This window comes from Rickettsia endosymbiont of Lasioglossum villosulum (assembly GCF_964026455.1).
Lineage (GTDB): Bacteria > Pseudomonadota > Alphaproteobacteria > Rickettsiales > Rickettsiaceae > Rickettsia.
The window spans coordinates 1,030,554-1,043,881 of record NZ_OZ032152.1; the positions used below are offsets into that span (position 1 = coordinate 1,030,554).

Here is a 13,328-nt window from a genome sequence, read left to right on the forward strand (position 1 = left end):
GACAAAACCTCAATATGACAATCTTATTAAATAATAATAAATTCCTGAGATTGCCACGTCGATGCTATGCATCTCCTCGCAATGACAATTCAAAAAAATCATATGAAAACTAAACTACTCACTTCTATCATTATAATATTAATTTCTGCTTTAAGCTTAGCCAATGAGGAAGCGTTACATCCAAAAAAAATGAAATGGCACTTTGAGGGCTTGCGTGGCAGTGTTGATCGTGAAGCCGCACAAAGAGGTTTTCAGGTTTATAAAGAAGTATGTAGCGTTTGCCACAGCTTAAGCAATCTATATTATCGTAATCTTAGGGATATTGGCTTTTCTGAAGAAGAGATCAAAGAAATTGCTAAAAATTATACAGTAAAGGATGGTCCGAATGATGATGGTGAGATGTTTGATCGCCCTGCTCTTCCATCTGATCGTTTTGTATCGCCTTATCCAAATGAGCAGGCAGCAAGAGCGGCTAATAACGGTGCTCATCCGCCCGATTTATCATTGATAATTAAAGCTCGTCATGATGGAGCGAATTATGTATATTCACTACTTACCGGTTATGCTGAACCGCCTACAGGATTCAAGCTAATGAATGGTGCTCACTATAATCCGTATTTCCCAGGCGGTCAGATAGCAATGCCCCCTCCTCTAATAGATGGGCAGGTGACTTATATGGACGGCACTAATGCAAGTGTTGAGCAAATGAGCCACGATGTTGCAGTATTTTTACAATGGGCAGCTGAACCGGAAATGGAACATCGTAAATCTATGGGGCTTAAAGTTATGATGTTTTTAGTAGCGTTTACTATATTCTTCTATATTGCCAAAAACCGCATCTGGTCTAATTTGAAATAGTGGATAATGTCATTGCGAGGAGGTTATGTAATAACCGACGAAGCAATCTCATGAATCTTACTTCATGAGATTGCAACAAAGCTACGCTCCTCGCAAGACTTGCTTGCGTGGATACCAAATCGTCTGAGCTACGCGAATAAAATAAGCGTGGCAATCCAGAAAAAATAATAAAAAATGTTATAAAGTTAGCATTTTTTACTGGATTGCTTCGTCAATTACTTCATAATTTCCTCGCAATGACGGAAATGACATAACTATCTTCCTCTATCTTGATCTTTATTCACCTTTACAGATTTAGACAAAGTAGTACGAAGTTGATTAATATTTTTTGTTGCAATTACTGCTTTACCAAAAGTATCTTTCATATGGGATACTTTTTCTTTGATAAAACTTTTCTTTTTACTATTGCTCTGCTCTTCATTTTTAGAAGTAACAGGAGGTGTAGATTTGATGATAGCACTTTCAGGTGGTTTATTTTCTTGATATTTTTCACCAATATTATTAGCAATCTTTTTAACATTTTCGGTGGAAATATGATAAGAAGATTTGCCGGGCAAAGCATGAGCAGCTTTTGAAATCATAGTCTGCTTTTCTTTTAAGTCTTTAGTTAGATTATTTATTATTTCCGTTTTATTTGTTGATAATTCTGAGAATGAAATCTTTTCTAAAGATTCAGACAATGCCGCAGTGATTTTGGTTTTATGTTCTTCGTCTAGTTTAAAATTTTCGCTTTCTAGATTTTTTAATGTAGCATCAACTATATTATTTGTTAAAAATTTAGAAAATGGTTTACCGATTTTAGAGATTTTTTCTTGAGCTTCTTTATCAGTAAGTTTTGTTTCATTAATTCCCATCTCTTTATCAGTTTTATGTTGAGGCGGGGCAGAAGTTTTATCATTTAATTTATTTACTCTTATATCTCTTAACTTATCTTCTAAGCCATATTGTTCTTGAGGAGGTAAATTTTTGTAATGTTCAGTATTTCTTGCAAGTAGAGCATCAAGCATAAAACCTACTGATTTAGCTATCCTAGTTTCTTTAGGATCTGACGATAAACCGGAACGCTTATCATAGAAACCTCCTTTATCTGCTAAAGTAGCATAATGGTCTTCAATAGCAGAAGATAATTTAGGAGGTATGAAATTGCCCTCTTTATCAAATTCCGCTTTCATGCCCGTTTTTTCTGCTTCTAACTGTAATAATTCTTGAAAAATTTTAGTTTCAGCAATTCGGCATTGAAAATTCGGATCAGTTTCTTGTGATAATCTATCGGCTTGCTGCATTACCATAGAGTTTAACTTATGTAATGCATTAGGAGTTAAATTATCTCCTAAATTCTTAACAAACTCTGTTCTCTCTTTTGGATTACTCTCAAAACTACTGCTTAAAGTAGCCACATCTTCTTTCGTCGGTTCTCCTTTAACTATTCGTTCTAATACATCTTCGTTAACATAACCTTTTGTTATTTCGCTTGGTGAATCAGGCATAATATTATTACTTTAAGTTAATAATTAAAGTTTATTATATTTAACAATATTTTACTAATTATTATGAACACTTAGTGCAAAATATATATCTTGCTATATTAAATTTAACATATGGGAATTACGTGTGCACAAACGAAGGATTTGTTGTGTGGGCAACTTCCCCCTGTCATCCCGTGGACAAGCCACGGGATGACACCGAGGACGTTTTCCGATCTACGCAACAAAGCCACAACGAATCCCGAAATTTGACTTACCAAACCTTGAAATATCAAAGGTATATTTATGATTACTTTACTTGCAGCGATAACAGGTTTTATTAGTTCTATAATTCCTGAGATTTTGAAAATTTATAAAGATATAAACGACAAAAGGCATGAGATAGATATTTTAGATCGCCAAATTACTAATAACAAACTTAACCAATCTAAAACTTTTACCGAGCTTACAATATCACAAGAAATGGCAGAACAGCATGCCCTTTATTCTACTTATAAATCTGGAGTTAGTTGGGTTGATGCCTTAAACGGCTTGGTAAGACCGGTGCTTGCTTATAGTTTTTTTGCTATGTATGGAATAGTTAAATACGTTCAATATAAATCATTAAAAAGCTCTGCCCTACTAGTACAATATTTAGATATATTATGGACTATTGATGATCAAACCATCTTTGCAGGTATTATTAGCTTCTATTTTGGTCAACGTACTTTCAACAAACTATATAAATATAAGACTTGAATTTTAATAAATAAAAATTTAGTAGACGAAGATCAACTTCAAAAAGAGCAAGGAGTTCATAAGACGAGGAGCGGAGCGGAGCGTATACTTAATACGTGAGTACCGCAGTACTTATAGAACGACGTAGCCAATTTTTGAAGTTCATCGAGTATACAAGGTTAGTATTATGAAAATTAAAGCTTACATCCCAGCTATAGCAGCTGTCATCTTATCTAGTAATGCTACATTAGCAAATCAAAACCAAGCATATAACTCTAATCATACAACTTCCTTACATCAAGCAATAGAATTACTAGACAACCAGATTACAAATATTGATAACCTATTTAAAAATAAGTTACCTTTTTATGAATCGAGTAGCATTAAGAGCAAATTTATTACTAAAGACAAACAATATATTATTATTATGGAAGTACCTGGCTTTGATAAAGATCATATCAAAATTAAAGTAAATGGTAATAAATTATTCGTTAAAGGAAACATTGAAGACGAAAATAAAGCTGATGATTCAAATAATTATATGAATAAGAACTTTAATTATGTAATATCTTTATATGAGGATGTAGATCAAAAAAATATTTCTTCAAGTCTAAAAAACGGTATACTTACTATTACCTTGCCACGCATAGAGGTTAAAGAGCAGGACGCAAAAGAAATACCGATTAATTAAATATAGCTTTAAGAAAGGTTAAATCATATGAATAAAACTTTGAAATACTCACTTATTATATTTATCAGTATAATATTATTGTTAATTATTATTCCTTTCTTTATCCCTTTGAACAATTATAAAGGGATAATAATAAGTAAAGTCAAAGAAACGATAAATAGAGATTTAACTATTAATGGCGATATAAAATTATCTTTACTACCAAATCCTGCAATATCCTTACCGGAAGTTAAATTATCTTTAATAGATAAAACAAAAGAGCCTTATTTAGTATCTGTTGAAAACGCTAAAGCCTCACTTAAGCTTCTACCACTTTTTAGAGGAACAATTGAAGTAGCATCTGTAGAGCTACAAAAGCCCGTTATAAATCTTGAAGTTTTAAATAATGGACAAAAAAATTGGGAGTTTTCCACGCCTAAAAATAAAACTGAAATAAATCAAGATGCTCCTATACCTACAGCTTCTAATGCCAAAACTGAGTTAGAACTTCCTATTCTTATCAATCACTTCAAGATATCAGATGGTAAAATTATATATAGAGATAATGGTAATGAAAAAATATTTAACAATATTAATTTAGATACTCACGTTAAAAGTACTAAAGGTCCAATAGATTTTACTTTAGCATTAGAGGCTCTAGAGCAAAAAATTTATATAGATGGTAATATTGAAGAAATTGGAAAAGTAATACCATTAAGTGCAAATATCAATATTGCGGACGAAAAAATTAAAATTGAGGGAAAGCTCGATAGTGAAAATAATTCTTTCATAGGTCTTGCAAATATTAAAGGTAATACTAAAACTCTAGGGCTGCCAAGTGATTTACAAAATGATTATGAGTTAACAGCATCCATAATTGCAGATAGCAAAAATCTAAATTTAAAAGATGCAAGGCTTAACTATACTAATATAGAATTACTGGCAAACGCAAATTATGATATAGAACATAGTAGTTTAAAGGCAAATATTATTGCAAACCCGGGTAATATCATTGGTGATATTAGCTCTAATTTAGATAAGGCAAGTATTTTCAATGGTAATATTAAAATAGCAGCAGATAATCTAAAACCTTTACTTAACGCTCTGAAAATAAAAACTGATAAATTACCTCCTATTATTAACCAAAAAATTTCTCTTATTTCCAATGTAGTCTATAATTCACAAGCCCTAATTTTACATAATATCAATTTAATTGCTGGAAATAGTAATTTATCAGGCGATGTAACCCTGAAAAATCTGAAGCAAGACATATCTGCTATTCATAATTTAAAAATTAATAATTTTGAGTCATTTATGGCTTTGCTTGGAGTCAATAATCTAAATCGTATTGGAACATTACAATTAAATGGGGAAGTGCAAAAAACTAAAGATACATTACAGATAAATGATAAAATATCAGCCTTTAATACTAATATAGCAATTAAAGGCGATGTTAATTTAGCTTCTCAAAAAACTAATTTTAACCTTAATATATACAGCCCATTAATTAACTTAGAAAAAATTACCTCAGGCAGCCCTGCTCCTGCACCTACATCTACTTCTAATCCTGTTGCAAATAATACAGGTCAAGCGTCTGCTAATGCTCCTAAAAGTAGCACTCCTTGGTCAAATAGTCCTATTGATTTAAGCTTTTTAAATACAATCGAGGGACAGCTATCAGCAAATATAGATAAACTAACCAATGATTCATTGGTAATAAATAATTTTAAAGCAAAATTAGCTATTACCGGAGGTAAGCTAAATATTACTTCAGTTAGTGCAAATATTTATGGTGGCGATCTTAACGCAAACGGTTATGTAAGCTCAGGAAAAGATCAAAATGCAACGATTAAAATTGATTTAAAAAATGCTTATGTTAAAAGCTTAACTCCACAAAGTGGTAAAATAAAAATAATCGATGGACGATTAAATTTTACCACCGAACTTAATTCTACTGGTAATAGCGTTTATACTTATGTTAATAATTTAAATGGACAATTTAACGTAAATAGTAGTAATGGAAAAATTAGCGGATTTGATTTAAACCGCATTGTGGATGCGATAAATAATGCTAAAAATACCGAAGGAGTTCTACGCCTTATTAATGGATCTTTTAGTGGCGGTACTACATCCTTTTCCAATTTAGTAGCAACCGGCAATATAGAGCGTGGCATGGTACGACTAACTGAATGTCATTTAGATGCTAGCCCGGCTAAAGCCAATGCTCATGGTCAAATCAACCTACCGCAATATATGCTAGATGTTGGGGCAAGCGTCACTATCAATAATTTTCCTCCTCTAGGGGTCAAATTTTATGGTTCTATAAATAATCCGCAACATAAATTAGATATAGAAGCTCTTCAAACATATTTAGTAAAAAATGTATTTAGCAGCGTCCTTAAAGACCTAAAAAGTGGTGAAAAGAAACCTGAAAATATTATAAAAGATGCTTTAGGTTTAAGAAAGAAAAAGGAAGATAGTAGTAATGAACAGAATAATACAGAGCAACCGCAAAACCAACAACCTACCGATCCTGTTAATAAACTGCTGCAAAAAGGATTAAAGAAACTGTTTTGATTTGTAGTATTTATTATACATTTATGTTATAAAGTTAAAAGATAAGTATAATTATTTATAATTATGAATAACAAACAAACAGAAAAAACCATTAGTTGTTTTGACGTAGCTAATTATTTCTTAGTTCTAGTAGATAGAGAAGCAGGAGATACTATAACTCAGCTAAAGCTTCAAAAACTAATATATTTTGCTCAAGGTGTTCATCTCTCTTTATTTAATAAACCTTTTTTTGAAGAAGAGATTGAAGCATGGAAACATGGACCAGTAGTACCAAAATTACGTATACCGTTCGGTAATTTACAAGATGGTCCAATTGCCGCCCCCGGTGAAATGGACTTTGATATTTACACACAACAGCAAAAAAACTTAATTTATAAAATATATTCTATATATGGCGAACATACGGCAAGCTATTTACGTAATTTAACACACCGGCATTCTATTTGGCTTGAAGCTATAGAAAGTATAAATCATACTATGACCAAAGAAAAAATACAGGAATTTTTTAAAGTTAATATAATTAATAATATTAAAGATTATATTTTATTGATTAATAAGGAAGATCTTGAACAAATAGAAAATGCAGAAGATCAGTGGTGGATGAATTATGATAGCGGTGTACCTGCTGAAGATATTACAGAACAACTTTTAAAAGCAAAACAGAAACAAGAAGGTAAAAATTTTGAAAGTTGTTTGGTCTGATGAAGCTTTAACACAGTTAGAATTTTGGAAGTACACTAATAAAAAAATGACTAAACGAATACATCTTTTAATAGATAGTATTATGTCAACACCTTGTACCGGTATAGGAAAGCCTGAACCTTTAAAGTATGAGTTAAGTGGTTTTTGGTCTCGAAGAATAGATCAAGAGCATAGATTAGTTTATTCTTTCAATAAAGAAACTAAAATTATTATAATAGAAAGTTGTAAAGGACATTATTAAAATTCACACAACTAAAATAGAATATAGCAGTATATTAAATAACTTAGATTTTATTCAGAATCTGAACTAGGTATTGATTCACCGATACATTCTAAATTAAATGGTAATATTGTAGCAGGATAACATATTTTTTCATCTTTAACTAATTTTTTTGTGGGATACTCATCATTATCGTTGTTATTCTCATCTTATCTTCTTCGTATTTTCGTTTTATACCTCTATTTTCAAATTTTTCTTCTTCTAATTCTATGAAATCGTAAGGTATTTTTTTCTCTTCAATGTAAGATATTAGATCATCTATATCTTCTTCAATCTCTGAATCATTATATAAATTACTTGTGAAATTATTATTATATTTGTTAATTTCTTTTAAGATTGAATTAAGTCTATTTGAAGGTATGAAGTTCTTTTTCTCCAGAGAGTAATGATCCAAGCACATTTTTGCTATTTCTTCTAAGTATTTATTATTTTTTATAAGATCGTCACTTATTATATTTTGAATCTCGTTAATTTCTGCACATATTCCTAATAATATCAAAAGATTTTTAAGATTTGCAGAATTATTAATTTGTTTATGATATGGGCTAGCTTTTTCATCTGACTGACAATTTATTATATCGGATAATAGCCACAAGAATTTATCTTTATAATCTAATGAATATTTTGTTTTGAAATTTAGATATTTACTTAGAGCATCATTAATTTTTGAATTTTCATTTACCCACTGCCTACATTTTTCAGTATCATAAATTTTATCATTGATCAACTCTATGACTTGATTACTTTTTACAAAATTTTCTAATATTTTTTGTTCTTCATTTGTAAATTTTCTTGTATTAACCATTAATGTCCTTATAAAAAATGATTTTAAAAGGGCATTATATAGGCTTGTTAATAAAAAGTAACTATTTTGTGATTAGGTTTGTCAAGGTAGTTTAAAACTATGTATGACAAAAATCTAAAAGTAGAAATATGAGGAACAAATAAAATATCGAATAAGCAAAAAATCTTTTTGCCTGCTTATTATCAGCATTATCATAAAATAATGATATAGAATAATATAAAAACACTAAACCAAGTACCACAGCAATTACTAAATATATAATATTACTCATACCTATAAAAAAAGGCATAAGAGAAGTCAAAAATAAAAGTATGCTGTAAATTAGAATTTGCTTCTTAGTATATAAAGCTCCTTTTATCGCAGGCATCATAGGCACTTTACAGTTTTTATAATCATCGTTACAAAATAAAGCCAAAGCCCAAGAATGAGGCGGCGTCCAAATAAAGATAATTAGGAACAATATAATAGAATCCAAAGACACGCTGCCACTTACAGAAGCATAACCTATTACAGGAGGGAGAGCTCCAGCAGCTCCACCAATAACAATATTTTGGATAGAACTACGCTTTAACCACATAGTATAAATGCAAATATAATAAAAAATAGTAAATAATAATAATAATGCTGATAGGAAATTTACGCATAATGCCATAAAAAATACTGAAAAGAATGCCATTATCAATCCGAATGATAACGCTTCGTCAGCTTCTATAGCACCTCTTATTATCGGTCTTTTTTGTGTACGTTTCATCAAGGCATCAATATCCCTATCATACCACATATTAATCGCTCCAGCACTACCTGCACCTATCGCTATACAGATTAAAGCAATTACACTAATGAAAGGATGCAGAGAATTAGGAGCAAGCCACATTCCAGAAAAGCCAGTAAAAACAACCAATGACATTACACGTGGTTTCATTAGTAAAATATAGTCTTTAACTGTACTTTGAGGATAACTAACTTTATCTAAACTTATTGATTTTGTTAAAGAATTCATATAAAAGTTTTTTTACTAAATATAAAAAGTTTTAAGGTAAAAATCAACGATTGACTTTAATGTAAGAAATGTATATATTTTTTTGTAATTATAATTTAAAAGTTAAGGATATTTTCAGTGACAAAAATCGTACGTTCTAAATATAAAGCTAGTAGAAGACTTGGTGTTAGCTTATGGGGTGATGGTAAAGATGCATTTAATACCCGAAATTATCGCCCAGGTCAGCATGGACGCAATACCATGGTTAAAACCTCCGATTATGGGTTACATTTAAAAGCTAAACAAAGAATAAAATGCCATTACGGTCGTATCACTGAAAAGCAATTTAGAAATATCTTTGGATTTGCTCAAAAAATGAAAGGTAATACTGGTGAGAACTTCATCGGATTACTTGAAAGTAGGCTTGACTCTATAGTTTACAGAATGAATATTGCACCAACTATTTTCTCTTCTAGACAATTAATATCACACGGTCATATTAAAGTAAACGGTAAGAAAGCTGATATAGCAAGTATGCGTCTTAAAGAAGGTGATGTTATAGAGATCAAAGAAGCTTCAAGACAAATGGGCATCATTCAAGAATCAGTTTCAAAGCAAGGTCAAACAACACCTGATTATGTATCATTTGATGTAGATTCACTAAGTGGTAAATATCTAAGAGTCCCAACGATTTCCGACGTTAGATATCCTTTCACTCCTGAAGTTCATTTAGTAGTCGAGCTATATTCTCGTTAATATCATGCTTGTTTAACTTAAAAAAACTACAAGTACTGCGGTACGAACTATATTAAGTAACTACCGCCGTTCTTTGTCTTGCGGATTCCTCGCTCTTTTTCAAATTAAACTTTAGTGGCATTGCCCGCGTGGATCAGTTTCCACTGTCATCCCGTGATTTATTCTATGCCATTCTTAGCAACGGCACAGTAGTGTCCGGAGAAAATTGGAGTATTATTAAAACCGTCATTGCGAGCGGTCGTAGACCGCGTGGCAATCCAGAAAAATAGTAAAAAATAACTAATTTTAGCATTTTTTTACTTCCTTGCTTCGCCCTTATTACTTTGTAATTCTTCTCGCAATGACGAAAAAACCTAATAATAACAACGTTTATTTTTTCTCCGGACACTACTGTAGCAACGGCGGGAATCCAGCATAAAGCGAGATACCTAAGCTTTTATATTCTAAAAAATTGCTGTATTTAGACTTTTTTTCCTAGATTCCCGCCGTTGCTTCGAATGACATATAAGGTACTAGATTGCTTTGCTGGCTATTACGTAACATTTTCACAATAACAATGTTTAACTGTCTAGTACTATAAAGATAGTATATTACACCATGATTTCATTATAACCTAGGGCATCATCAGTATGCTCTTCACCTTCGAGTTCAATATCTTCTTTTAAAGCTTCTGTAGCACAACTACTTAACATATCGTCTTTAGCTTGCTCTTCTTGCCATTTTAAACTTGCTTGTTCAAAATTAACAACTCGTTCTTTTACTTCTTCTAATGTATAGCTTTCAGCCTTTTGTAAAAACTGCTCTATATCTTCTTTTAGGTCTGGATTTTTTTCACTAAATTCCTCAAAAAATTTCTTTACACCTGTTAATAGTTCAGCTTTTTCATATTCTATATCATCTTCAAAACCTTCATCTTCTAAATCTAAAACTTGTTTTTCGGGTTTAGCTTTTACAACTTCTATATTCTTATCCTCTTCAAATCCCTCATCCACAATATTATTCCTATCAAAAACATTAGAAAATAATTCTTTATAATAATCATTCTCAACAATTTTATTATCGGGGTTATTTTTATTATAATTAACGACCACCCTATCAACAATTTCTTTAAAATTTTCATTATAATTTATATTCTTAAAATTAGAGCTTTCATGAATAGATTTGTTTGCTAGCTCTTTAAGTACTTGAAGATTTTCAGTGCTTGAATTACTCATTCCAGAATGCTCTTCTGGAATATAGGTAGCTATTTCTATTAGTTTATCACCAAAAATTTTTTGTGTGATCATTTCATCAGATAATTGCGTTGCATCTAAAATTTTACCTGTTATATTGTTTTTTAATAACTCTATTATTCCTCCACCACAACAAATAGTTTGGTACTCATCATTTGATTCTTCTTTTAATGATAGATACATAGCATTATCAATTTTATAATTATTTTCCTCCAATAATTTCCATGTCATTAAAGCCGGATCATTAGCATACACTCCTCCATCAATAATCGTATGATGTTTAGTGTTAGTTACATTGCTTAATGATTTACTAGGAAAAAATCCTGGTGCAGCAGTTATTCCTTGAATTATATCAGATAGTAAATAATTATTATCGTCACTTTTCCTAGCATCTATTGTAGAAAAAGTAATAAGCGGATTTTCTTTATTATCAAGGTCATAGCCTGTAACTATAACATCTCCGATTAAATCTTTTAAAGTGTAATCCTTACAATATTCTTTTAATAATTTTATTAAAGGTTCTGGAGAAAATTTGTAACTTAATAAGCCGTTTAAGCTCCATACTTTCCTAAAAGTTAATTCCTGCGGAAAAATATCTTGAGCCATTTTTTCAAATAAATCCACAACCTCTTGCATAGTAAGTAATGGTTTATGAGAATCATTAGGATCAGGTATTCCAGACAAAATAGCAATAAGTCCACCAACACTAGTACCTCCTCTAACGGGAAATAATTCACATGTGGGCTTACCAGTTAATTGCTCTATATTGTTTAATATTACTACTTCTATATCCCCTTTTACACCTCCTCCTTCTAATAATAAGAGATCTATTCCATTATCATTAGTTTTTACGCCATCTATTATCTCTGCCATCACAATAACCCCAAAGTTTAATTGTGCGGTAATATATAATAAAAGTTAATAATTGTCAACTTATTGCTATTTGAATACTTAGTATATTTTAACTTGTTAAATAAAGTTACAACTATTAGTAAACTATACTTGATGGATATTTAAAAAACTAAGGGTAGAAATTATGATTGAGTATGATCCTAGAGAGGTAGGAAAGAAAGTTAATTCAATAAAACCTAGTGTAAAAAAGGTGCTGGAGTTTTTTACTATACCTGATCAAAAACAAAATATTGTTCATTATATCCAAGGTAAAATTTTGGAATGTATGGCAAAAAAAGATGTTATTACTGCTGTTGCCCTAATTGATTGCGTTTTAGGTATTACAGGAATTGATGGACAGGAACTTAATTTAAAATTTATAGAACCAGTAGCAATTCAACATAATTATGAAGATTTTGCTGTTAGTTTCTTAGGATCATGTAAAGCTTTAAATTACATTGAAGAAAATAATTAGTATTTATGAAAAAAATATATATAGATAGCTCAAGTTCAGGAGAAGAAAGAGAAAATCAAGTAGTTACTAAAATTAAGCAGGTAGATTATCATAATTATTTATTAGGTAATATATTAAATTTTAAGCATATAAATAATGCTGATGAATTTAAAACTAAACTAGGACTAATACTACATAATTTAGCTGATAGATTATTTAAAAGCTCAATAATTAATAATACTTATCAAAACATTAAAGCTACAAAATTAAGTTTAAGTACTGAAAAATATAATAAAATACTAGATGATATAAAAACTGTTTTTAACAAGCAACTAAATCAGTTATTTATTAATTATAATAAAGAAAATCCTATAATAGATGATGATTATATTGACTTATTTAACTTTATATTTGATAGAAATTTAAAATTACCACAAACTTTTATTTTAAAAGATACAATTACCATCGCTAATGTGAGAGAAATTTTACTTAAAGAATTGCAAAATTCTACAATTAATTTAAAACCATTATTTAAAAATCCATTAGAAATCAATTCAACTTTCAATAATGTAGGGGAAATTTTATCTTATTCAAAACTCAATACTAGGAATATTAAAAACACATTAAAATATATAAAAATACAAGAAGCAAACAATTATAACTCATCTACTGTTTATAAAATTTCAAATTCTCAATTAGAAGTTTTTACAGATATTCATATATTGCATTATAAAACAAGTAACGTGTACAAACAGAAAAGTTTGGATTTGGAACTTATAAAGAAATTTTTCAAGAAATATCAAATAATGAACCATACAAAAAAAACATAATAAAACGTATTTTTGAAGTTGTTCAAAATAAAGAGCATGATAATTTAATAGAATTACCTAAAAAACTAAATAATTTTGCTGAACAACTAACTC

At 30.1% G+C, this 13,328-nt stretch carries 13 protein-coding genes; 9 read left to right on the forward strand and 4 right to left on the reverse strand.

The features are described 5' to 3' along the window. Positions 1-102 precede the first annotated feature (102 nt). On the forward strand, positions 103-858 hold the full coding sequence (locus AAGD49_RS05020; RefSeq protein ID WP_341788191.1) for a cytochrome c1: 756 nt from the start codon (positions 103-105) through the stop codon (positions 856-858). Positions 859-1,112: 254 nt separating this feature from the next. Here AAGD49_RS05020 and AAGD49_RS05025 read toward each other — a convergent pair whose 3' ends face one another. After that, on the reverse strand, positions 1,113-2,345 hold the full coding sequence (locus AAGD49_RS05025) for a DUF5410 family protein (protein ID WP_341788192.1): 1,233 nt from the start codon (positions 2,343-2,345) through the stop codon (positions 1,113-1,115). Between the two features lie 282 nt (positions 2,346-2,627). Between AAGD49_RS05025 and AAGD49_RS05030 the strand changes: the two genes are divergently transcribed. The 5 genes from AAGD49_RS05030 (at position 2,628) to AAGD49_RS05050 (ending at position 7,249) form a co-directional block, all read left to right on the forward strand. Further along, on the forward strand, positions 2,628-3,080 hold the full coding sequence (locus tag AAGD49_RS05030; protein ID WP_341789268.1) for a hypothetical protein: 453 nt from the start codon (positions 2,628-2,630) through the stop codon (positions 3,078-3,080). Between the two features lie 172 nt (positions 3,081-3,252). Further along, entirely contained in the window at positions 3,253-3,750 is a 498-nt protein-coding gene (locus tag AAGD49_RS05035) for an Hsp20/alpha crystallin family protein (protein ID WP_341789231.1), read from the forward strand. A gap of 27 nt (positions 3,751-3,777) precedes the next feature. Next, positions 3,778-6,306 carry an AsmA family protein gene (locus tag AAGD49_RS05040; RefSeq protein ID WP_341788193.1) on the forward strand — a complete coding sequence of 843 codons (2,529 nt, stop codon included), beginning with the start codon at positions 3,778-3,780 and terminating at the stop codon, positions 6,304-6,306. A gap of 63 nt (positions 6,307-6,369) precedes the next feature. After that, positions 6,370-7,008: a Panacea domain-containing protein gene (locus AAGD49_RS05045; protein ID WP_341788194.1), complete on the forward strand. Its 639-nt coding sequence runs from the start codon at positions 6,370-6,372 to the stop codon at positions 7,006-7,008. After that, entirely contained in the window at positions 6,986-7,249 is a 264-nt protein-coding gene (locus AAGD49_RS05050; RefSeq protein ID WP_342170241.1) for a Txe/YoeB family addiction module toxin, read from the forward strand. Before AAGD49_RS05045 ends, AAGD49_RS05050 begins: the two co-directional genes overlap by 23 nt. A gap of 142 nt (positions 7,250-7,391) precedes the next feature. Here AAGD49_RS05050 and AAGD49_RS05055 read toward each other — a convergent pair whose 3' ends face one another. Beyond that, complete coding sequence (locus AAGD49_RS05055) at positions 7,392-8,093, reverse strand: hypothetical protein (RefSeq protein ID WP_341788196.1); 702 nt, start codon at positions 8,091-8,093, stop codon at positions 7,392-7,394. Positions 8,094-8,190: 97 nt separating this feature from the next. Further along, positions 8,191-9,093: a heme o synthase gene (cyoE, locus tag AAGD49_RS05060; RefSeq protein ID WP_341788197.1), complete on the reverse strand. Its 903-nt coding sequence runs from the start codon at positions 9,091-9,093 to the stop codon at positions 8,191-8,193. A gap of 117 nt (positions 9,094-9,210) precedes the next feature. Here cyoE and rpsD point away from each other — a divergent pair, with 117 nt between their 5' ends. Beyond that, positions 9,211-9,828, forward strand: coding sequence for a 30S ribosomal protein S4 (gene rpsD / locus AAGD49_RS05065; protein WP_011477507.1), 618 nt, complete (start codon positions 9,211-9,213; stop codon positions 9,826-9,828). Between the two features lie 590 nt (positions 9,829-10,418). Here rpsD and AAGD49_RS05070 read toward each other — a convergent pair. Beyond that, complete coding sequence (locus AAGD49_RS05070; protein WP_341788198.1) at positions 10,419-11,933, reverse strand: patatin-like phospholipase family protein; 1,515 nt, start codon at positions 11,931-11,933, stop codon at positions 10,419-10,421. Between the two features lie 163 nt (positions 11,934-12,096). Here AAGD49_RS05070 and AAGD49_RS05075 point away from each other — a divergent pair, with 163 nt between their 5' ends. After that, positions 12,097-12,426: a hypothetical protein gene (locus tag AAGD49_RS05075; protein ID WP_341788199.1), complete on the forward strand. Its 330-nt coding sequence runs from the start codon at positions 12,097-12,099 to the stop codon at positions 12,424-12,426. 5 nt (positions 12,427-12,431) lie between these two features. Next, the gene (locus AAGD49_RS05080) at positions 12,432-13,235 is read left to right on the forward strand and encodes a hypothetical protein (protein ID WP_341788200.1); all 804 of its coding nucleotides are present in this window, start codon (positions 12,432-12,434) and stop codon (positions 13,233-13,235) included. The last annotated feature ends 93 nt before the right edge of the window (positions 13,236-13,328 follow it).

Bases quoted from the DNA above. Each gene is read 5' to 3' on its own strand.
- AAGD49_RS05020 (WP_341788191.1), top strand. From the start codon at position 103: ATGAAAACTAAACTACTCACTTCTATCATTATAATATTAATTTCTGCT.
- AAGD49_RS05025 (WP_341788192.1), bottom strand. From the start codon at position 2,345: ATGCCTGATTCACCAAGCGAAATAACAAAAGGTTATGTTAACGAAGAT.
- AAGD49_RS05030 (WP_341789268.1), top strand. From the start codon at position 2,628: ATGATTACTTTACTTGCAGCGATAACAGGTTTTATTAGTTCTATAATT.
- AAGD49_RS05040 (WP_341788193.1), top strand. From the start codon at position 3,778: ATGAATAAAACTTTGAAATACTCACTTATTATATTTATCAGTATAATA.
- AAGD49_RS05045 (WP_341788194.1), top strand. From the start codon at position 6,370: ATGAATAACAAACAAACAGAAAAAACCATTAGTTGTTTTGACGTAGCT.
- AAGD49_RS05055 (WP_341788196.1), bottom strand. From the start codon at position 8,093: ATGGTTAATACAAGAAAATTTACAAATGAAGAACAAAAAATATTAGAA.
- cyoE (WP_341788197.1), bottom strand. From the start codon at position 9,093: ATGAATTCTTTAACAAAATCAATAAGTTTAGATAAAGTTAGTTATCCT.
- AAGD49_RS05070 (WP_341788198.1), bottom strand. From the start codon at position 11,933: ATGGCAGAGATAATAGATGGCGTAAAAACTAATGATAATGGAATAGAT.
- AAGD49_RS05075 (WP_341788199.1), top strand. From the start codon at position 12,097: ATGATTGAGTATGATCCTAGAGAGGTAGGAAAGAAAGTTAATTCAATA.
- AAGD49_RS05080 (WP_341788200.1), top strand. From the start codon at position 12,432: ATGAAAAAAATATATATAGATAGCTCAAGTTCAGGAGAAGAAAGAGAA.